Origin of the sequence: Tabrizicola sp. (assembly GCF_034366665.1) — a bacterium.
In the GTDB taxonomy this organism is placed as follows: domain Bacteria; phylum Pseudomonadota; class Alphaproteobacteria; order Rhodobacterales; family Rhodobacteraceae; genus Tabrizicola.
This window is the reverse complement of sequence record NZ_JAXMMF010000055.1, coordinates 63,814-84,834: the sequence shown is the minus strand read 5'-3', so window position 1 is coordinate 84,834 and position 21,021 is coordinate 63,814. Positions and strand designations below refer to the sequence as shown.

The window sequence follows — 21,021 nt, the reverse complement described above, 5'->3', positions numbered from 1 at the left end:
ACCGTTATGCGCATCGTAACCTCAGGCATCGGCCTGCGGGCTGGTCACGTCTTGACCACGCTCAAAGAGGAAATGCCCGAAGCCCAGATCGTCGGCTACTACGACCCCCAGCCGACCCACCTTGAGATGATCGGCACCGACACCCCCCGCTACCCCTCGGTCGAGGCGATGCTCTCGGACGCCAGACCCGACCTCTACTGCGTCTTCTCCCCCAACGTCTTCCATCTCGACCAGATCCGCCTCGGGCTGGAGGCCGGGGTTCAGGTCTTCACCGAAAAACCCGTCGTCGTCTCGATTGACGAAACCCTCGAACTCGCCCGCCTGCTGGCGAAACACGGCGGGGTGAACCGCGCGATGGTCGGCCTCGTCCTGCGCTATTCGCAGCACATGGTAGACCTCCGTTCCGCCATGTCGCAAGGCTGGCTCGGCGACGTCACCAGCCTTGAGGCCAACGAACACATCGGCCCCTACCACGGCGCCTTCTTCATGCGCGACTGGCGCCGCCGCACCGACCTTGCGGGTGGCTTCATGCTGGAAAAATGCTGCCACGACCTCGACATCTACAACATGGTCACCGGCTCACGCCCCCAACGCGTCGCCAGTTTCGGCGGCAGGAAATCCTTCGTCCCCGCCAATGCGCCAACGTCAAACGCCGAAGCCGAGATCTTCCACGTCAAGAAATCCGTCTGGGAAGCCACCGACGATCCCTTCAACTCCGACGGCGACATCATCGACTACCAGACCGCGATCCTGCAGTACGAAACCGGCGCGAGCCTCGCCTTCCACACCAACCTGAACGTCCCCGACGAACACCGCCGCTTCTGCGTGATCGGCACCCACGGCATGGCCGAAGGCGACTTCGTGCGCGGCTTCCTGAAGATCACCGCACGCGATGGCCGCCGCCTTGCAGACCACGACTACACCCAGGGCGCCGCGATGAAGGGCGCGCACTACGGTGCCGACACGCTCATGTGCCGCGACATGACCGCCTACATGCGCGGCCAGTCGGACAGCCTGCCCGTCTCGATCCTCGACGCGATGGAAGCCGGCATCGCCGCCATCGCCCTCGACCAGGCCCGCACTACCGGCCAGGTCGTCGACCTCACCGACACCTGGAGCCAACTCGACACACACGGCCTCCGCCAATGACCCTCCCCACCTTTCATACTGGCCAAAACATCCCCGCCAGAGGCCGAGACGCCGCTCCCAGTGCTGCAGCCCCGATTTCACGCGTCCCTTGCGCCAAGACACCCTTTCATACTGGCCAAAATATCCCCGCCGGCGGCTGGGCACTCCCCACCCGCGCCGCCACACCCCGACCGCGCACCGCCAGCCCCACGCGCCTCCCCTCCCGCTCCGTGGGAAGGGGCCGGGGGTGGGGGGCCACTGGACGACGCAAATGACCGACCTCTCCCCCACCGCAGGCCAGCACATGCAGCGCGAAATCGCCGAGGCCCCCCAGGTCTTCGCCGCCGCCATCGCGCAACCCGTCACCCTTCCCGACCTCACCCACCTCCGCGCGATCTACACCGTCGCCCGCGGCTCCTCCGACGCCGCCGCCAACATTCTGTCCTATGAACTGATGCGCGAGACTAGCCTCCCCGTGACCTCGCTCCCCCCCTCGATCTTCTCCCTCGGCCATGGCGTCCGCCTTGACGACTCTGCCGTCCTCGTCGTCTCCCAGTCCGGTGCCTCCGACGACCTCGTCCGCTCCGCCCGTGGCGCGCGTCAGGCCAAAGCCACCGTCCTCGCCCTGACCAACGCCCCAAACAGCCCCGTCGAAGCCGAGGCCCACACGACCCTGACAATCGCCGCGGGTCCCGAGCTTGCCGTCCCCGCCACCAAATCCGTCGTCGGTGCCATCGCCGCAGGCATGGCCCTCCTATCGGCCCTCGCCCCCGCCTACGCCCCCCGCGCCAAGGTCGACGCCCACACCATCGCCGCCCTTCAAGGCAAGGCCCTGCCCCAGCAGAAGGCCCTCCTCGCCGCACTCCTCCGCGCCTCGCACGTCTATGTCATCGGCCGCGACACGGGCTTCGGTGCCGCCCAGGAACTGGCCCTCAAACTCAAGGAATGCTGCGCCCTCCACGCCGAGGCCTATTCCTCCTCCGAGGTCCTCCACGGCCCCCTGCAACTGGTCACCAACCCGCTCCTGATCCTGATCCTCGACACCGAACAGCCCGACGTGCAACCCAGCCTCGACACCGCCGAACAACGTTTCCGCGCCGCCGGAGGAACCACCTTCCGCCTCCGCCCGTCCGACGCCGGAGCCACCAACCTCACCCCCGCCGCCGCCGCCGCGGCACTCCTCATCCTCACCTACCCCCTCACCCTGCAAACCGCCCTCGCCCTCGGGCACGACCCCGATCGCCCCGCCACCCTCTCCAAGGTGACGCAGACCCGATGATCCGCAGCGCCCGGCCATTCACATTGGTTCAAATATCCCCGCCAGAGGCACGCCCGAGCCGGTTGCGCGCCCTTCGCGCGCAGAGGCGAGACAAAAGGCTTGCGCCGCAGGCGCTCATTTTCATCACCGCCGCAACCAGCCAACCCGACCGTCGACCGTCCGTCGCAGCGCCCGATCCATAGAAGCCCGATCCATAGAAGCATGAGCATGACCTACCTGACCCGCCACGCCACCTTCCGCGAAATCCTCGCCCAGCCCGACATCTGGCGCGACTGGGGCGCGCGGCTGCCCGTGGCCGTCCTCCGCCAATGGATCGCCGCCACCGGCACCGACGACGTCTGGTTCTGCGGCGCAGGCACCTCCGCCTATATCGGCGACATCCTCGCCGCAGGCCTTGAAGGTCAACCCGGCCCCCGCTTCCACTCCGTCCCTACCACCGACATCGTTGCCCGCCCCCACGCCTACCTCAAGGGCGCGCCGAAACTGATCGTCAGCTTCGGCCGCTCCGGCAACTCGACCGAATCCATCGGCCTCCTCGACGCCCTCGACGCCCTCGCTCCAGACTGGCCCCGCCTCAACATCACCTGCAACGCGACCTCAGCCCTGGCGACAAGGGCAGGAGCAAAAGTCATCACACTGCCCGAAGCCACCCACGACCAGGGCTTCGCGATGACCTCCAGCTTCTCCACCATGCTGCTCACCGCCGCAGCACTCTTCGACACCACTCTCCCGGCCGCACTGACCGCCCAGCGCTTCGCAACCCTCGCCGACACCCTGCAAACCCTCTTGCCCCATTTCACCGCCCAGGCCGCAACCGCCCGCCGCCCCCAACGCGCCGTCTTCATCGGCTCCGGCCCCCTCGCCTTCGCCGCCCGTGAGGCCGCCCTCAAGGTCATGGAGCTTGCCGCTGGCCAGATTCCCGCCCTCTGGGACTCGACCCTCGGCTTCCGCCACGGCCCCAAAAGCTTCACCACCCCCGGGACCGATCTCTGGCTCTTCCGCTCGCTCGATCCCCACACCCGCGCCTACGACGACGACCTCCTCGCCGAACTGCACACCCAATTCCCGCACAGCATCATTTCTGCCCCTGAGATCCTGCTGCCCTACACCGACCTCTGGTCCGCCCCCCTCTACGTCGCCCTCGCCCAACTCCTCGCGGTCCATTGGTCCGACGCTTTGGGCCTCAACGTCGACGACCCCTTCGCCGGCCAGGGCACCTTGACCCGCGTCGTCTCGGGCGTGAAACTCCACCCGGTGCACCCATGATAGCAGCCGGCATCGACCTCGGCGGCACCAAGATCGAGGCGCAGGTCTTCGCCGCCGACTGGTCGCTTGCCAACCGCCACCGCTGGCCCACGCCCAAGGATTACCCCGCCCTCGTCACCGCCATGGCCGCCGCCATCCGCTGGTGCGAAACCCAAGGGAACTTCCCCATCGGCATCTCCGCTGCGGGCCTCATCAACCCCGCCTCCGGCCTCGCCCTCACCTCGAACCTCCCCGCCACCGGCAAACCCTTCCCCGCCGACATCGCCACCGCCGCAGGCCGCCCTATCGCCTGGATCAACGACTGCCGCGCCCTTACCCTGTCCGAAGCGACCCTTGGAGCCGCCAAAGGTGCCGACCCCGCCGTCGGCCTGATCCTTGGTACCGGAGTCGCGGGCGGCGTCGTCACTGGCGGCAAACTCCTCCACTCCCCAGCCCAGACCGGCGGCGAATTCGGCCACTTCCCCCTCGCCGCCGCCCCCATTGTCTCCCACGGCCTTCCCATCCTCACCTGCGGCTGCGGCCGCCAGGGATGCGTCGAGACCTACCTCTCCGCCCCCGGCCTGTCCCGCATCGCCGCCCACCTGACCGGCACGCAGCACAGCCCCGAAACAATCGTCGCCGACCGCGCTACGAACCCGCACTTCGCCAAGGCCTGGGACATCTGGCTCGACCTCGCGACCGAGTTCCTGATCACCCTCGGCCTGACTATCGACCCCCAGGTCATCGTGATCGGCGGCGGCCTCTCCCGCGCCCCCGGCTTGACCGACGACCTCACCCAACGCCTCCAGAAGGCCACCCTGAACGGCTTCCCGATCCCCGTCCTCCGCCTGGCCGAAGGCGGCGATGCCAGCGGCGCGCGCGGTGCCGCCCTCCACGCCCTGAACGAGGCCACTCATGCCTGACCTCCGCGACATCATCGCCCGCAACCGCGCCGGGGAGGCCATCGCCATCCCCTCGGTGTGCACCGCCCACCCCGACGCGCTGGAGGCCTCGCTCACCCTGGCTGAAACTCTCGACCAGCCCATCTTGGTCGAGGCGACCTCGAACCAGGTCAACCAGGACGGCGGCTATACCGGCCTGCGACCTGCCGATTTCATCCAATTCGTCAGAGATATAGCAGAAAAATCTCATGTAACACATGAACGCATCCTCTTCGGCGGTGACCACCTTGGTCCCCAGGCCTGGCGCAAGCTCCCCGCCGACGAAGCCATGCAAAAAGCCCACCGCATGATCGCCGACTACGCCGCCGCGGGCTTCACTAAGATCCACCTCGACTGCTCCGAAGGCTGCGCCGGTGAACCCGCCCAGCTTCCCGACGAAATCACCGCCACCCGCTCCGCCGCGCTCGCCGCCACCGCGCTGAAACACGCCTCCGACCCCGGCCAGCTCCTCTTCGTCATCGGCACCGAGGTCCCGCCCCCCGGCGGTGCCCGCACCGACGACCACGGCGACATCCCGCCCACCACGCCGGAAGCCGCCAAGGCCACCCTCGCCGCCCACCGCGACGCCTTCACCGCCGCCCAGATCCCCCTCGACCTGATCGGCGGCCTCGTCGTCCAACCGGGCGTCGAGTTCTCGCCGATGGAGGTCCACCACCTCCCCCTCCAACGCGACCCCCACCTCCTCGACGCGCTGATCGACTGGCCAAACCTCTGCCTTGAGGCCCACTCCACCGACTACCAGCACCCCAAGGCCTACCCCCGCCTCGCGCAGCTTGGCTTTGCCTTCCAGAAGGTCGGCCCCGCCCTCACCTTCGCCTGGCGCGAGGCGCTCTACGCCCTCGACACCATCCGCGCCCAAAATGGCTGGGTGACCGGCCCAAGCCTCCCCGACACGATGGAGGCGGTGATGCTGGCAAACCCCGCCCACTGGCAGGCCCATATCCACGGGTCCGACCAGCGCCTGCAGCGCCACTTCGGCCTCGCCGACCGCATCCGCTACTACTGGCCGCAGCCCGACGCGCACGACGCCGTGCAGCGCCTCATCGCCGACCTCGCCGACAAACGGCTCCCCGACCCGCTTCTTTCCGCCCATTTTGCCGCGTCCGAGATTGCAATCGCCCGCGAAAGCCGCCATCCCCTGCCCCGCGCGCTGGCGCTCGCCCGGGTGCAAACCGCGCTGCGCCCCTATTTCTTCACGGGACCAAGGCCATGACCGCGAAACCCGACCTCTGGCTGATTCCCGACGCGATCTTCGACGGCCACAGCCTGCGAAAAGGCGCAGCCCTGGGCATCGCGGGCAACCGCAGCCTCATCCTCGCCGACGCCCCACCCAAGGACGCCCCCACCCGCCGCCTGAAGGGCACCCTCACCCCCGGCTTCCTCGACCTCCAGGTCAACGGCGGCGGCGATGCGCTTTTGAACAACGACCAGTCACCGCAGGCGCTGCACCGCATGGCCGCCGCCCACCGGCGTTTCGGCACCGTCGGCATCCTGCCCACCGTGATCACCGACGCCCCCGAAGTCCTTTCCCGCGCTGTCGACGCCACCCTCGCCGCCCATGCCGAACCGCAGCCCGACCGCAGCCTCCTTGGCCTGCACATCGAGGGCCCACACCTTTCGATCCCCCGCCGTGGCACCCATGCCGCCGACTACATCCGCCCCTTCGACGCCAGCACCCTCGCCCATGTCCAACGCCTCCGCGCCGCCGGGATTTTCGTCAAGATCACCGTCGCCCCCGAAAGCACCACGCCGCAGGATGTTGCCCGCCTCGTCGGGACCGGGGCAACAGTCTCCATCGGCCATTCCGACGCCACCGCCGAGGCAACCCGCGCCCTTCTCGACGCCGGAGCCACCGCGTTCACCCATCTCTTCAACGCCATGTCGCCGATGCTGAACCGCGCCCCCGGCGTGACCGGCGCCTGCATCAACTCCACCGCCTATGCCGGCATCATCTGCGACGGCATCCATGTCGCCGACGAAATGGTCGGCCTCGCCATCCGCGCAAGACCTGTCCCGGGCCGGATGTTCCTCGTCTCCGACGCGATGTGCACCGTCGGCGGCTCAGACCACTTCCGCCTCTACGGCCAGGACATCTGGCTGCGTGACGGGCGTCTGGTGAACGCCGAAGGCTCGCTTGCGGGCGCGCATGTCACGATGGCCGAGGGCCTGCGCCGCCTCATCACCGTCGTCGGCACTAGCCCGGAAACCGCCCTCGACATGGCCGTTGCCGCCCCCGCCCGCCTGCTTGACCGCCCCGACCTCGCCACGCCCGAACACCGCGACCTCGCCGACCTTCTGCTTCTGGCGCAGGACTGGACCGTTACGGCCACGGTCGCCGACCTCCTGCAGGCCCAACCCGCCTGACCCCACCTTTCATCTTTGCCCGAATATCCCCGCCGGAGGCTCCCTACGCCGCCCCCAGACCGGCTCTTTTCATACTGGAACAAATATCCTCTGGGGGTTTGGGGGGCGAAGCGCCCCCAACAACCAAGGAGGAGGGCAAAGCCCCGACGACGAGACAAAAGCCGCGCGCGTCAGCGCTCGATTCTTAACCCACCCAGGAGTCGAAACCCGGCCCTTCGCGTCAGGGACCGTAGACTGTCACCTGCGGCAGTTCCGTCAGCGACAACCCCAACGCCTGGAACGCCGCCAGGGACAACAGCGCCCCGCCGGTTCCGGGCCGCAACTCCACCGCCAGGGTCTTGCCAGCGGCCGTCGCGATCCGCCCCTGCGCCTTCGCCGTCACCAAGGGTGACGACAGCCAGATCCCCTGCTCGGCCGGCGGGCCCAAAGCCACGACGACGCGACCCAACTCCCGCTCGCCGCCCGATGCCGTGGCCGCCAGCGCCGCCGCCTTTTCGTCGGCGGTGGTCTTGTCCAGCGCTTCCGCGCTTGCCGCCCGCGTCGTCCCCAACACGCTTGTCGAGACCGCTGGTGCAAACTCGGTCGCGGGCTGGGCCTCGGAAGGTCCGGTCACGCCGGACCGCGGCCCGTCGGGCTGGAAGAGGGCGCAGCCCGACAGGGTCAGGGCGACGGCGGAAATCATGGCAAGCTGTCTCATGGTCGTAGCCTATCCTGCCGCTTCCCACCCCGCAATTGCCGCTCTCGCACTTGTGCGCCCCCCCGCGCAGGCCTACCTTTGCCCCATGACGCCCCTCATAGACCCCTTCGCCCGCGCGATCAGCTACCTGCGCGTCTCGGTCACCGACCGCTGCGACTTCCGCTGCACCTACTGCATGTCGGAACACATGACCTTCCTGCCCAAGGCCGACCTTTTGTCGCTGGAGGAACTCGACCGCCTCTGCTCCACCTTCGTCCGGATGGGCGTCCAGAAGCTGCGCATCACCGGGGGCGAGCCCTTGGTCCGCAAGGGCATCCTGACCTTCTTCGAGGCGATGTCCCGCCACCTGCAGACCGGTGCGCTTAAGGAACTGACGCTGACCACCAACGGCAGCCAGCTGGCGAAATTCGCCCAACCCCTGGCCGACCTTGGCGTGAAACGGGTCAACGTTTCTCTCGACACCCTCGACCCGAAGAAGTTCGCCGAGATCACCCGCTGGGGCCGCCTTCCCCAGGTTCTCGACGGGATCGCGGCCGCCAAGGCCGCGGGTCTCAAGGTCAAGATCAACGCAGTGGCCCTGAAAGGCTTCAATGAGGACGAACTTTTCTCCCTCCTCGACTGGTGCGCGCGCGAGGACCACGACATGACCTTCATCGAGGTCATGCCGATGGGCGAGGATATGTCCCCCCTTCGCCTTGACCAGTACTGGCCCCTGAAGGACCTCCGCGCCCGCCTTGCGGACCGCTTCACCCTGACCGACCTCACCGAACGCACTGGCGGCCCGGCCCGGTACGTCCGCATCGAGGAGACCGGCCAGAAGGTCGGCTTCATCACGCCCCTGACCCACAATTTCTGCGAAAGCTGCAACCGCGTGCGGCTGACCTGCACGGGCGAGCTTTACATGTGCCTCGGCCAGGAAGACATGGCCGACCTCCGGGCCCCCTTACGCGCCAGCCCCGACGACGCGCCCCTGGAACAGGCGATCCGCGCCGCCATCGCGAGGAAGCCCAAGGGCCACGACTTCGACTACAGCCGCCAGAAGGTCGCAGGCCAGATCACCCGACACATGAGCCACACGGGCGGCTGAACGGGCGGCTGTCCCTCCTCGTTCGACTTCGTCTCCTCGTCGGCATCACCCCGGGCACCGCCAGCGAGGAGTGACGAAGTCATCGACGAGCGTCTCACACGACCGCCTTCTGCTCGCCCACATGCAACAGCGCTTCCAGCAGCGCCAGCTCGACGGCGCGCCCGGTCCCAAGGCCGATGACCTCCACTTCGTCGCTGCCCCGCGTCTCGCGCAAGGAGCAGCGCCAATGTCCGTCCAGCTCTTGCGCCTTGCCAGTCAGCTGGATCGTCCAGCCCGGCAGGGACAGGTCAATCATGTGCAGAAGCTGGCCGACCAGATCCGCCCCAGCCGTCGGCTCGGGCATCTGCGGAAACACCCGCCGCAGCAGAACCGTCGCCCGATCCATAAACTCGGGTGAGACCGCAGGCGCGCTTTTGATCTCGCCGATCAGGCTCAGGATTTCGCTTTTGCTCATCTTGCGTCTCCCTTGGTTCCGTCGCCCCAGACTATCCGGTGCCCTCGCCCCTCCGCCTTGATCCGCATCAAGACCCCGGACGCCAGAAAGGCGCATCATCCAGCCCGAAGCGACTTAACCCCGGGAGGGTCCGAGATGCCGCAGAAATCCGCCAACACCCTCTGGTTCGAAACCCTGTCGCGCGGCGACGTCGCGCTGGTCGGGGGCAAGAACAGCTCGCTCGGCGAAATGGTCCAGCAGCTTGGCAAGCAGGGGATCAAGGTCCCCGGCGGCTTTGCCACCACCGCCGACGCCTACCGCGCCTATCTTGCCGCCAACGCGCTGCCCGACCGCATCGCCCGGACGCTGCAGCGCTGGCAGGACCACCGGATCACGCTGCCCGAAGCGGGGGCCCAGATCCGCGCCATGATCCTGGACGGCACCTGGCCCACGGATATCGCAGCCGACATCCTTGCCTCCTACCGCGAGCTTTGCCACCGCGCCGGGACCAGTGACCTTCCCGTCGCCGTCCGCTCCTCCGCCACCGCCGAAGACCTGCCTGACGCCAGCTTCGCGGGCCAGCAGGAAACCTACCTCAACGTCCGCGGCGAAACGGCCCTGCTTGCCGCCTGTCGCCGCTGCTATGCCTCGCTGTTCACCGACCGGGCGATCACCTACCGCACCCTCAAGGGCTTCGACCATGCCAAGGTCGCCCTCTCCATCGGCGTGCAGCGCATGGTGCGGTCGGACACTGGCGGCTCGGGAGTGATGTTCTCGATCGACACGGAAAGCGGTTTCGACAAGGTCGCGCTCATCACTGCCGCCTGGGGCCTGGGCGAAAACGTCGTGCAGGGCGCGGTCAACCCCGACGAATATGTCGTCTTCAAACCCTTCCTTGCGAAGACCTCGCTCACCCCCATCGTCAAGAAGTCGCTCGGCGCGAAAGAGATCAAGATGATCTACGCCGGTGCAAAGGGTGGCGAGACGAAGAACGTCCCGACCTCCAGGGCCGAACGCGCCACCTTCGTCCTGTCGGACGCCGAAATCCTGGCGCTGGCCCGCATGGCCGTCACCATCGAACAGCACTATGGCGCACCCATGGACATGGAATGGGCCCGCGACGGCGACACGGGCGAGCTTTTCATCGTCCAGGCCCGCCCCGAAACCGTGCAGTCGCGCGCCAAGGCCGGGCTGATCCGGTCCTACACAGTGCAAAAGGCCGGAAAACCTTTGATCAAGGGCCTGTCTGTCGGCTCGGCCGTGGCGACGGGCCGCGTCTCGATCCTGGAAAGTGCAAAGGACATTGCCCAGTTCGTCGAGGGTTCGATCCTCGTGACCTCGACCACCGACCCCGACTGGGTCCCGATCATGAAGCGCGCATCGGCCATCGTCACCGACCACGGCGGCCGCACCAGCCACGCCGCCATCGTCAGCCGCGAACTTGGCCTGCCCGCCATCGTCGGCACCGGCCATGCCACCCACGTCCTGCACGATGAGCAAGAGGTCACCGTCAACTGCACCGGCGGCGACGAGGGCGTGATCCACGAAGGCATCGCCGAATTCACCACCGAGGACCTCCGCCTCGACGACCTGCCTGCGACAAGGACCCGCGTCATGCTCAACATGGCCAACCCCTCCGCCGCCTTCCGCTGGTGGCGCCTGCCCTCCGACGGCGTCGGGCTTGCCCGGATGGAGTTCGTGATCAACAACGCGCTCAAGGTCCACCCGATGGCGCTGGTCCATTTCGACAGCCTGAAGGACCAGGAGGCCAAGGCGAAGATCGCCGAGCTGACAAAGGCCTTCCCCGACAAGACCGAATACTTCGTCGACGGTCTGGCCCGTGGCCTGTCACAGATCGCCGCCGTCGCGTATCCGAACCCGGTCATCGTCCGGATGAGCGATTTCAAGACCAACGAATACGCCGACCTCCTTGGCGGCCGCGAATTCGAGCCGCATGAGGAAAACCCGATGATCGGCTTCCGCGGCGCCTCGCGCTACTACTCCCCGCGGTATGAGGCCGGGTTCGCACTGGAATGCCGTGCGATCCAGCGCCTGCGCGGTGACATGGGCTTTGACAACGTCGTCGTCATGATCCCCTTCTGTCGCAGCCCCGCCGAGGCCGACCGCGTCCTCGCCACGATGGCCCGCCACGGGTTGACCCGCGGCAAGGACGGCCTGCAAGTCTATGTGATGGGCGAAATCCCCGCCAACGTCATCCTGGCCGAGGACTTTGCCCGGCGCTTCGACGGCTTCTCCATCGGCTCGAACGACCTCACGCAGCTGACGCTTGGCGTCGACCGGGATGCCGAGGATCTGGCCGCGCTCTTCGACGAATCCGACCCGGCGGTGCTGTGGATGATCGAAAGCCTCATCACCCGCGCCCACTCAGCCGGTGCCAAAGTCGGCCTTTGCGGCCAGGCGCCGTCGAACAACCCGGGCTTCGCAAGGCTCCTGGTGCAAGCCGGGATCGACTCGATCTCTGTCACCCCCGACAGCTTCCTCGCGGTCAAACGCAACGTGGCCGAGGCCGAAAGTTCAAGCGAGACGCCAAAGACCCGAGAAGGATCGTGACCGCGCGCCTTTAGTTTTCGCCCCCGAAACATCCCGCCCGGTGACGATCGGCCATGCTTTCGACAAGGCCGACCGTCCGTCCTTTGGATGATCGAAAGGCTGCTCACCCGCGCCCATGCAGCCGGAATCAAGGTCGTCCCTGCGACCAGGCCTCGTCGAACAACCCGGCCCTCGCAAGGCTTGCACGCCAGGATCGACTCGAACTCGGCCCCCCCCAACCGCTTCATCGCCGTCAAACGCAGTATTGCCGCCGCCGAAGGTGAGCGCGGGACGAAAAGACCTGAAACCGGTCATGACCTGATTCTGGGAAATCCAGTCCACAAACACCCCGCGCAGGGTCCGCAATGTGCTGATCGAACGACCTCGCCGCAACTGACGTGCCGTCGACCGCGACACCAAGGATTTCGTCGCCCTCGTCGACGAAACTGACCGGGCGGTCGTGTGGATGAGCGAAAGCCTCATCACCTGCGCCCACAACGCCAGAGCCAAGGTCGGCCTCCGCGGCCAGGCCCCGTCTAACCACCCGGCCTTCGCCAGGCTCCTGGGGCAGGCCGGGCCGCCAAATGCAGCGGGCCGATGCCGCAAGGCCGAGGGCAGCAAGCCGCGAACTTGCATCCCGCCCTTTCCTGTCTGCGCAAGTATCCCGCCGTAGGCAGCGTTCCGAGCCGGTTGGCGCGTCCCGCGCGCAGAGGCGAGACAGAAGGCGTGCGCCGCAGGCGCTCATTTTTCCGACCGCCGCAATCTGTCGACCCGGCCCGTTCGTCACGCCCCCACCCTTCGCGGCGAGGGGATGGGGAGGTCCGTCCTCGCAGGGTTTGGCTGACCGCCCGTAGGGTGGGCAATCTGCCCACCATCCCGATTCGCCAGTCGCGGTCAACACCCCATCAGGCCCCGTGTGCAAAGCCGCATGAAAGACGGAAAGTAGACGCCTTTCAATCCCGAAATTCCGGGATTAACCTAAGGTTTCCCTGGGCTTGCTCGAAGCGCTCCCCCAATTTTCCACCTCATGCCGCACGCCGCCCTCACCCGGCATTCACCGCGCGCGGGCGACCCTTCACTTCGTCAGGATCAGCTTGCCCGCCCGGGTGATCCGCAGCGAATAGATCTGCCCGTCCAGCACGATCCGCGCCAGGCTCCCCCCCTCGGTCAGGGTCCGCGCGTCGTGCACCGGCGTCGCATCCGTCGTCAGCCAGGTATCGACCAAAGCGTTCATCTCCCCGCCTCCAGCCGCGCAATCAGCGCCTCAAGGGCCGGGCCGGGGAAAAGCCCCGCCGTGCTGAACAACAGTTCCAGGATCTCGCCCCTCAGGGCGTTGCGTTCGGGCATGATGACCTCCAGATGATCGACGCACCGGGCGGACCCGAACCGGGTTGGCTAGGCATTGCCGATATCCTTACTAAAACACTCAGGGATGTCAACGCACATTCCACTGGCCCCCCGCGCGCCAACCGTTATCCTGCCGACCCGATGACCCAGGACCCCGCAGGAACCCTCCTCTCCCTCCCCCCGCCGCAGGTGCCCGGCCCGGCGCTGGCCGACCTTGTTGCAACGCATTGGGGTCTGACCGGCACGCTGCACCCGCTCACCTCCGAGCGTGACCAGAACCACCGCCTCGACACGGCCCAGGGCAGCTTCACCCTGAAACTTGCCAACCCGGCCGAGCCCGCCGCCCTGACCCGCTTTCAGACCCAGGCGCTCCTCCACACCGCCCATCACGCCCGCGCGCTTCCCATCCCCCGCATCGTCCCGACCAGCTATGGGCGCACGATCCTGCCCACGCCCGAGGGGGCCCTTCGTCTGCTCACCTGGCTTCCCGGCACGCCGCTGGCCCACCTGCCCCGCACGCCGGCGCTGGCCGGCGCGATCGGTACCGCGCTGGGCCGCCTTGACGCCACGCTCGCCAGCTTCCACCACCCTGCCGCCGACCACCACCTTCTCTGGGACATCCGCAACGCCCGCGACCTTGCCCCACTCACCGACGCCCTGCCCAAGGATCTGAGGCCCCGCATCACCGCCTTCCTCGCCCATTTTGCCACCCGCACCGCCCCGGCTTTGGCCCAACTTCCGCGCCAGGTGATCCACGGCGATTTCAACCCCCACAACCTCCTTGCCCACCCTGCCGAGCCCGCAAGGCTTTCCGGGATTCTCGACTTCGGAGACATGACGCTTTCGCACCGGATCTGCGACCTCGCCGTCGCCGCGTCCTACCTGATCGACCCGTCGGACCCGCCCGCCCTTCTGGTCCCCCTCACCCGGGCCTATCACCAGGCCAACCCCCTGACGGACAACGAGCTTTGCCTTCTCCCGGACCTCATCACCGCCCGACTGGTGACCACACTCACGATCTCGGCCTGGCGGGCTGCCCGCTACCGGGAAAACGCGCCCTACATCCTGCGCAATGCCCCCACGTCGCGCCTGGGCCTTGACGCCCTAAGCGACACCAGTGCCCTTGCCGCGCAGCTTCTCCACGCCTGCGAAAGCCCCCCGCAATGACCCGCCAGACCACCATGCTGAACGCTTACACCCCCGGCGCCGGGCACCTTTCGCCGCAAGACGAGGCCTTGGCGCAGCGCCGGACCCAGGCCCTTGGCCCGGCCTACCGCCTCTTCTACGAAACCCCGGTCCACCTTGTTCGCGGCCAGGGCGTCCACCTTTACGATCCTGACGGCACCGCCTACCTCGACTGCTACAACAACGTCGCCTCCGTCGGCCATTGCCATCCCCGGGTGGTTCAGGCGATGTCCCGGCAAGCCGCCACCCTGGCCACCCACACCCGCTACCTGCACGACGGCATCCTTGCCTATGCCGAGCGTCTGCTGACGCTCTTCCCGGCCGAACTTTCCCACGTGATGTTCACCTGTACGGGGTCCGAGGCGAACGACCTCGCCCTGCGCATCGCCCGCGCCGCGACCGGGGGCACCGGGGTCATCGTCACCGACAACGCCTATCACGGCGTCACGCTGGCCACTGCCGAGATGTCGATGTCCATCGGCCCCGCCGTCGCCCCGGGCCCGGCGGTGTTCCCGATCCCCGCGCCCTCGGCGCAGAACTACCCGCAGGGCATCGCCGCAGGCTTCGCCGCTGCCGTCACCGCCGCCTGCGACCGCATGGAGGCGCAGGGGATCGCCCCCGCCCTTCTGATCGTCGACACGATCTTCTCCTCGGATGGCGTCTACCCCGACCCCGAGGGCTTCCTTGCCCCCGCCGCCGCCGCGATCCGCGCCCGTGGAGGCCTGTTTCTCGCCGACGAAGTCCAACCCGGCTTTGGCCGCACCGGCAGCCACTTCTGGGGCTTCCAGCGTCACGGGGTTGTCCCCGACATGGTCAGCATGGGCAAGCCGATGGGCAATGGCTACCCGCTGGCCGGGCTGGTCCTGCAGCCGAAGACCATCGCGGAATTCGGCGCCAAGGCGCGCTACTTCAACACCTTCGGCGGCAATGCCGTCGCCGCTGCCGTGGGCCTTGCGGTCCTTGACGTGATCCGGGACGAAGGCCTGCAAGCGAACGCCGCCACTGTGGGGCAGGCATTCACGCAAGGTCTCAGGTCCCTCGCGCAACGCCATGAAAGTCTTGGTGAAACCCGTGCTGCGGGTCTTTTCGTGGGCCAGACCATTCTGACCGACGGCCAACCCGACCCCGTCCGCACCGCGCGTCTGGTAAACGCCTTGCGGGACAACCGCATCCTGATCAGTTCGACCGGCCCGAAAGGCGACAGCCTGAAAATCCGCCCGCCGCTGCCCTTCAGCCTCGGCAATGTCGACCAGGTCCTGACGACCCTCGATCGCCTTCTGCCGACCGTCTAGACCCAACCGCCCCTTCCCAACCGGCAGCGCCCATCCCACATCGACGGGGTGGGCCTTGGTCACCATCATGGCCCGGACTGCCCCCCGCGCAAATATCCCCGCCGGAGTCACCTCCGCGAACCGCCTTTCATACTGGTGAAAATATCCAGGGAGCTCGAGGGGCAGCGCCCCTCGTCAGCGAGGAGGAGGGGCGCCAAGCCCCGACGACGAGAGAAAAGGTCTTCGCGCGTCAGCGCTCCGCATCATAACCGGCCCGACACAGGACAGGACGGTCAACAACAGCAAGCACGCAACCGACTTCAAACAGAAATCCGAAATCGACCGGCTCAGCCCAAAGCGTAGCCTGCGCCCCGCACCGTGCGCACGGGATCGGCCCCGCCGTGCTGCATCAACGACTTGCGAAGCCGTCCCACATGCACGTCCACCGTCCGGGTGTCGACATAGATGTCGCGGCCCCAGACCATGTCCAGAAGCTGCTCGCGGGAAAAGACCCGCCCCGGCCGCTCCATCAGCGTGACCAGAAGCTTGAATTCGGTCGGCCCCAGCTTCAGCACCTTCTCGCCCCGGTAGACCCGGTGGCTTTCGGGGTCGAGCCGGATATCCTCGTGCTCCAGCACCACCCCGGCGGTCGAGGGTCGCACGCGGCGCAGCTGCGCGCGCGCACGCGCCATCAGCTCCAGCACCGAATAGGGCTTGACCACATAATCGTCCGCGCCCGTTTCCAAACCCCGGATGCGGTCCACTTCCTCGGCCCGGGCCGACAGCATGATGATCGGGATGCCCCGCGTTTCGGGCCGCATCTTCAGCCGGCGACAGACCTCGATCCCGGACACTTTCGGCATCATCCAGTCCAGGATGATGATGTCGGGCTCTTCCTCGTCGACCAGGACCATCGCGTCCTCGCCGTTGTCGGCCTGGGTCACCGCAAAGCCCTCGGCTTCCAGATTGTAGGCCAGCACCGTCCGCTGTGCCGGTTCATCCTCGACCAGCAGGACCCGCGGCTGTCCGCCCTTGCCCATCGTCAGGCCCCCGCCCCGGTGCTGTCGACCTTCGGCCGCTCATCCTCGGGCAGCGAGCCGGTCACCAGGTAGATCACCTGCTCGGCCACCGCCGTCGCATGGTCGCCGACCCGTTCGATGTTCTTGGCAATGAAATGCAGGTGCATGCAGGGCCCGATGGTGCGCGGGTCCTCCATCATATGGGTCAGGAACTCGCGGAAGATCGAGTTGTACATCTGGTCGATGTCGTGGTCGCGCCGCCGGACGTCCTCGGCCAGCTTCAGGTCGCGCCGGATATAGGCGTCCAGCGCGTCGGTCAGCATCTGCACGACCGCTTTAGCCAGTCTGCGGATCGCCCCCGAGGCGCCCGGGACATGGATCATCTGCGCCAGGACCGAGGTCCGCTTGGCCAGATTCTTCGCGTAATCCCCCGACCGCTCCAGCGCCGCGGCAATCCGCATCAGCGTCAAGACCGTGCGCAGGTCGCCGGCCGTGGGACCCCGCAAAGCCAGAAGAAGGGCGCAGCGAGTGTGGATCTCTTCCTCGATCCCGTCGATGGCAGCATCGCCGGCCCTGACCCGGGCCGCCATGTCTTCGTCGCGGGTGTCCAGCGCCTCGGCTGCATCCAGAAGGGCGGCCTCGACCAGCCCGCCCATGCGCATGACAAGCGCCTGGGCCGCTTCAAGATCGCGGTCGAAGGCCGTGAGGATATGTGCGGTGTTCATCGCCTGCTCCTTATCCGATCCGGCCGGTGATATAGGCCTCGGTGCGGGGGTCCTTCGGGTTGGTGAAGATCTGCGTCGTGTCGGCGTATTCGACCAGGTTCCCCAGATGGAAGAACGCCGTCTTCTGGCTGACCCGCGCCGCCTGCTGCATCGAGTGGGTCACGATCACCACCGAAAACTGGCTGCGCAGTTCGCTGATCAGCTCCTCGACCTGGGCCGTCGCAATCGGGTCCAGCGCCGAGCAGGGTTCGTCCATCAGAAGAACCTCGGGCCCTGTCGCCACGGCACGCGCGATGCACAGGCGCTGCTGCTGGCCGCCCGAAAGCCCGGTACCCGCAGCGTCAAGCCGGTCCTTGACCTCATTCCACAGCGCGGCCTTGCGCAGCGAGGATTCGACGATCTCGTCCAGTTCGGCCTTGTTGCGGGTCAGGCCGTGGATTTTGGGGCCATAGGCCACGTTGTCATAGATCGACTTCGGGAAGGGGTTCGGCTTCTGGAACACCATGCCCACCTTGGCGCGCAACTGCACGGGGTCGACGCGGGCATCGTAGATGTCCTCACCGTCCAAAAGGATCTTCCCCGTCACGCGCGCCGAAGCCACGGTGTCGTTCATCCGGTTCAGGCAGCGCAGGAAGGTCGACTTGCCGCAGCCCGACGGGCCGATGAAGGCCGTCACCGCGCGGTCCAGGATATCGACCGACACATCCTTCAGCGCGTGGTTCTGCCCGTAGTGGACCTGCACATCCGAGGCGCTGATCTTCATGGTCGTCGACGCGATGTCCCTGACCGTTCCGCGCATGTCGTCCATCGCTTGCTCCATGACCGCCGCTACCTGCCGTCCACCCTGCCGCTCTAGGACGGCATGATGAAGCCTATGCGACGGAATTGTAACAGTCCAATGACAGTCTGCGCCGCAGGCCGGCATGCGCTGCCGCGCGCGCGGGTGGGCCACGGCGGCCCTTGCCGCGATCCCTGGCACAGCGCACTCTGCCGACATCATGGCAGGAGCCCGACGTGACCGACCGACCGCCCTATCGCTGGCCCGACCCCGACCGCGACTACGCCAACGGAGCCTTCATCCCGGGGGCCGCCGACTATCCCCCCCGCTGGACCGAGGCTGCGGCAGGCTTCCGGCAATCACTTGGGAAACGGGCGGACCTGGACCTGGCTTATGGTCCCTCGCCCCGTGAAAAGCTGGACCTCTTCCTGCCCGAGGGTCCGGCGAAGGGGGCGGTTGTTTTCGTGCATGGCGGCTACTGGCACCTGTTCTCCAAGGCGCACTGGTCGCATCTGGCGGCGGGACCACTGGCACGGGGGTATGCAGTGGCGATGCCAAGCTACACCCTGGCCCCTGCGGCACGCATCAACGAGATGACGGCCGAGATCGCGCGCGCCTGCTGGTTCGTCGGCACCCGCGTCGCGGGGCCGATGGTGGTCACGGGGCACTCCGCCGGGGGGCATCTGTCGGCCCGGATGGGATGCGACGACATGCCGGTGCCGGTGGCGCGGGTGGTACCGATCTCTCCCCTGGCCGAGCTGGGTCCGCTGATCGCGACCGGGATGAATGCGACCCTGAAGATCGACGCGGCCGAGGCGGCAGCGGAAAGCCCGGCGCGGCACGGTTTGCGGGACGGGGTGACGGCCCACGTCTGGGTCGGGGCCGAAGAGCGGCCGGCCTTCCTGATGCAGGCACGGCTGCTGGCCGAGGAATGGGGTTGCCCCTGGACCGCCGATCCGGGGCACCACCATTTCAGCGTCATCGAGGGTCTGCAGGACCCCGAGTCCCCGCTTTGCCAGGTGCTGCTGGCGGAGCTTTAGGCGGTCCAGGTTATCACAACCCGTCTCAACCGCCGCTCGTCGTGCGACTTCGTCTTCTCCTCGCACGACCGCAGCGAGGAGTGACGAAGTCATCGACGAGCGGGCCGTCAGAGCAGCATCGCCTCTTCTGCGCGACGCGCCTCGGCCTCGCGCTCGGCCTCGATCCGGGCGCGGCGGCGGCGGTTGATCTCGTAAATCAGGGCCAGAACCAGGGTCACGCAGATCAATAGGAACGCCAGTGCGTTGATCGTCGGCGTGATGCCGGACCGGACCTGGCTGAAGACATAGACCGTCAGCGTATCGGCCCCGCCCCGGGTGAACTGGGTGACGTTGAAGTTCTCGATCGACTGGAAGAAGGCCACCGCCGCGCCCGCGCCGATGGCCGGGTAAAGATGCGGCAGAAGGATGCGGCGCATGACCTGGGTATGGGACGCCCCAAGATCCAGCGCCGCCTCTTCCAGACCGGAATCAAAGCTTTGCAGCCGCGCCAGGACCAGCAGCATCACCATCGCCGCGATGTAGCTGACCTGACCCAGAACCGACAGATGCAGGCCCGGATTGAACAGGAAGAACTCGGTCTCAAGCGCATTGCCCATCTTGGTCCAGAAGATCATCGTCGAAATGCCGATCACCACGCCGGGGATCAGGATGGTCGAGATCATCAGCCCGTAAAGCACGGTCCGCACCTTGCCCGAGATCGAGTTGATCAGGATGGCCGAGGCCGTGCCCACGACCACCGACACAAGCGCCACCGCGACCGCCACCCAAAGCGTGTTCACGAAGGCCAGCATCATGCGCTGGTCCTGCACCATCTCGGAGAACCACATCGTGGTGAACCCGCGCCAGGGCACGATCGACGGCAGCTTGGAGTCATTGAAGGCCGCCCCGGACATCACCACCAGCGGCGCCAGAAGGAAGACCAGAAACAGCACCATGTAGAGATGCGCGAGGTTCTGACGGAAACGATGCATGATCCCTGCCCCCTACTTCGCGATATCGGACAGCTTCACCCGGAACACCCACATCGCCAGGCTGACGAAAAGGGTGCAGAGGAGAAGCAGCAGGAAGGCATAGGCCGAGGCCGTGTTCCAGTCGAGCGCGTCATTGAACCACTGGTTGATCGTCTGGGTGAACCACTGCGAGGTGGTGGAGCCCAGGATCGACGGCACCAGAAGCGAACCGGCCGACAGCATGAACACCATCACCGACCCCGAGGCGATGCCGGGCTTGGAGTGGGGCAGCACGATGCGCCAGTGGATCTTCCACCAGGGGGCGCCCAGGTCCTCGGCCGCTTCGATCTGGTTGGTGTCCAGCGACTGGATCGCGTTGTAGATCGGGAACAGCATGAACAGGACATAGGTGTAGACCAGCCCGATCACGACGCCGGTGTAGCCCATGTTGGTCCAGCGGATCGGGTCTTCGATCAGACCAAGGTTCAGCAACAGCCAGTTCAGCGGACCGCGGAACGCCAGGATGATCCACCAGGCAAAGGCGCGCAGAACCTCGGACACCCAAAGCGGGATGAACAAGAGCAGGATCAGTGTCGGCAGCGACCGCGGGTTGACGATCTTGGCCATGTAATAGGCCAGCGGATAGGCCAGAAGGAAGCACAGGGCCGTCACGACCATCGAATACCAGATGGTCAGCCAGAAGGTCAGCACATGGACCGGGATCATGAAGGTGAAGCCCAGGAAGCTGCGCTCGATGCTGCCGTCGAAGACCTTGAGGTAGTTGTTCAGGCTGTAGGTGTCCTTCGGGCCGCCGACGTCGACGACCGGCAGGTAGGGCCGGAAGCTTTGCTCGAACAGCGTCATGTTCGGGATGATGACCAGCATCAACAGCCAGAAGGCGACCATCAGCACCATGATCAGGGTAAGGCCGGGGCCGTAGCGGCGGAGGAGGTCCTGCATC

At 66.9% G+C, this 21,021-nt stretch carries 19 protein-coding genes; 11 read left to right on the top strand and 8 right to left on the bottom strand.

The features are described from left to right. Window positions 1–6 precede the first annotated feature (6 nt). The 6 genes from U1E69_RS07530 (at window position 7) to nagA (ending at window position 6,978) form a co-directional block, all read left to right on the top strand. Entirely contained in the window at window positions 7–1,149 is a 1,143-nt protein-coding gene (locus tag U1E69_RS07530; RefSeq protein ID WP_322243739.1) for a Gfo/Idh/MocA family oxidoreductase, read from the top strand. 250 nt (window positions 1,150–1,399) lie between these two features. Continuing rightward, complete coding sequence (locus U1E69_RS07525; RefSeq protein WP_322243738.1) at window positions 1,400–2,407, top strand: SIS domain-containing protein; 1,008 nt, start codon at window positions 1,400–1,402, stop codon at window positions 2,405–2,407. A 207-nt stretch (window positions 2,408–2,614) separates the two neighbouring features. After that, entirely contained in the window at window positions 2,615–3,673 is a 1,059-nt protein-coding gene (locus tag U1E69_RS07520; protein ID WP_322243737.1) for an SIS domain-containing protein, read from the top strand. Then, window positions 3,670–4,575: an ROK family protein gene (locus tag U1E69_RS07515; protein ID WP_322243736.1), complete on the top strand. Its 906-nt coding sequence runs from the start codon at window positions 3,670–3,672 to the stop codon at window positions 4,573–4,575. Before U1E69_RS07520 ends, U1E69_RS07515 begins: the two co-directional genes overlap by 4 nt. Beyond that, window positions 4,568–5,827 (top strand): class II D-tagatose-bisphosphate aldolase non-catalytic subunit, encoded by a 1,260-nt coding sequence (locus U1E69_RS07510; protein ID WP_322243735.1) that lies wholly within the window; start codon window positions 4,568–4,570, stop codon window positions 5,825–5,827. The genes U1E69_RS07515 and U1E69_RS07510 overlap by 8 nt, the downstream gene beginning before the upstream one ends. Beyond that, the gene (gene nagA / locus U1E69_RS07505) at window positions 5,824–6,978 is read left to right on the top strand and encodes an N-acetylglucosamine-6-phosphate deacetylase (RefSeq protein ID WP_322243734.1); all 1,155 of its coding nucleotides are present in this window, start codon (window positions 5,824–5,826) and stop codon (window positions 6,976–6,978) included. The genes U1E69_RS07510 and nagA overlap by 4 nt, the downstream gene beginning before the upstream one ends. Before the next feature lie 220 nt (window positions 6,979–7,198). On the opposite strand, the gene U1E69_RS07500 is transcribed toward nagA, so the two are convergent. Next, window positions 7,199–7,675, bottom strand: a complete 477-nt coding sequence (locus tag U1E69_RS07500; RefSeq protein WP_322243733.1) for a hypothetical protein — start codon at window positions 7,673–7,675, stop codon at window positions 7,199–7,201. Window positions 7,676–7,760: 85 nt separating this feature from the next. Here U1E69_RS07500 and moaA point away from each other — a divergent pair, with 85 nt between their 5' ends. After that, window positions 7,761–8,762 (top strand): GTP 3',8-cyclase MoaA, encoded by a 1,002-nt coding sequence (gene moaA / locus U1E69_RS07495; protein WP_322243732.1) that lies wholly within the window; start codon window positions 7,761–7,763, stop codon window positions 8,760–8,762. 94 nt (window positions 8,763–8,856) lie between these two features. On the opposite strand, the gene U1E69_RS07490 is transcribed toward moaA, so the two are convergent. After that, window positions 8,857–9,216, bottom strand: a complete 360-nt coding sequence (locus U1E69_RS07490; protein WP_322243731.1) for a hypothetical protein — start codon at window positions 9,214–9,216, stop codon at window positions 8,857–8,859. 135 nt (window positions 9,217–9,351) lie between these two features. Between U1E69_RS07490 and ppsA the strand changes: the two genes are divergently transcribed. Further along, window positions 9,352–11,766, top strand: a complete 2,415-nt coding sequence (ppsA, locus tag U1E69_RS07485; protein WP_322243730.1) for a phosphoenolpyruvate synthase — start codon at window positions 9,352–9,354, stop codon at window positions 11,764–11,766. A gap of 1,054 nt (window positions 11,767–12,820) precedes the next feature. Here the strand turns inward: ppsA and hemP are convergent. After that, complete coding sequence (gene hemP / locus U1E69_RS07480; RefSeq protein WP_322243729.1) at window positions 12,821–12,979, bottom strand: hemin uptake protein HemP; 159 nt, start codon at window positions 12,977–12,979, stop codon at window positions 12,821–12,823. A gap of 254 nt (window positions 12,980–13,233) precedes the next feature. Between hemP and U1E69_RS07475 the strand changes: the two genes are divergently transcribed. Together U1E69_RS07475 and U1E69_RS07470 are read left to right on the top strand one after the other, a co-directional pair. Further along, on the top strand, window positions 13,234–14,259 hold the full coding sequence (locus U1E69_RS07475) for a phosphotransferase (RefSeq protein ID WP_322243728.1): 1,026 nt from the start codon (window positions 13,234–13,236) through the stop codon (window positions 14,257–14,259). Continuing rightward, the gene (locus U1E69_RS07470) at window positions 14,256–15,569 is read left to right on the top strand and encodes an aspartate aminotransferase family protein (protein ID WP_322243727.1); all 1,314 of its coding nucleotides are present in this window, start codon (window positions 14,256–14,258) and stop codon (window positions 15,567–15,569) included. The genes U1E69_RS07475 and U1E69_RS07470 overlap by 4 nt, the downstream gene beginning before the upstream one ends. 326 nt (window positions 15,570–15,895) lie before the next feature. Here the strand turns inward: U1E69_RS07470 and phoB are convergent, their stop codons facing one another. Genes phoB through pstB form a run of 3 tightly spaced genes read right to left on the bottom strand, consistent with a single transcriptional unit; the run spans window position 15,896 to window position 18,100 of the window. Beyond that, window positions 15,896–16,588 (bottom strand): phosphate regulon transcriptional regulator PhoB, encoded by a 693-nt coding sequence (gene phoB, locus U1E69_RS07465; protein WP_322243726.1) that lies wholly within the window; start codon window positions 16,586–16,588, stop codon window positions 15,896–15,898. A gap of 2 nt (window positions 16,589–16,590) precedes the next feature. Beyond that, on the bottom strand, window positions 16,591–17,292 hold the full coding sequence (gene phoU, locus U1E69_RS07460; RefSeq protein ID WP_322243725.1) for a phosphate signaling complex protein PhoU: 702 nt from the start codon (window positions 17,290–17,292) through the stop codon (window positions 16,591–16,593). Between the two features lie 10 nt (window positions 17,293–17,302). Further along, window positions 17,303–18,100 (bottom strand): phosphate ABC transporter ATP-binding protein PstB, encoded by a 798-nt coding sequence (gene pstB, locus U1E69_RS07455; protein WP_322243724.1) that lies wholly within the window; start codon window positions 18,098–18,100, stop codon window positions 17,303–17,305. A gap of 206 nt (window positions 18,101–18,306) precedes the next feature. On the opposite strand from pstB, the gene U1E69_RS07450 reads away from it, so the two are divergent. After that, window positions 18,307–19,110 carry an alpha/beta hydrolase gene (locus U1E69_RS07450; RefSeq protein WP_322243723.1) on the top strand — a complete coding sequence of 268 codons (804 nt, stop codon included), beginning with the start codon at window positions 18,307–18,309 and terminating at the stop codon, window positions 19,108–19,110. 107 nt (window positions 19,111–19,217) lie between these two features. Here the strand turns inward: U1E69_RS07450 and U1E69_RS07445 are convergent, their stop codons facing one another. Both U1E69_RS07445 and U1E69_RS07440 read right to left on the bottom strand, forming a co-directional pair. Then, a complete protein-coding gene (locus tag U1E69_RS07445; RefSeq protein WP_322243722.1) occupies window positions 19,218–20,081 on the bottom strand; it encodes an ABC transporter permease in 864 nt (287 codons plus the stop codon). 12 nt (window positions 20,082–20,093) lie between these two features. Continuing rightward, complete coding sequence (locus U1E69_RS07440; RefSeq protein WP_322243721.1) at window positions 20,094–21,020, bottom strand: ABC transporter permease; 927 nt, start codon at window positions 21,018–21,020, stop codon at window positions 20,094–20,096. Window position 21,021: the final 1 nt, after the last annotated feature.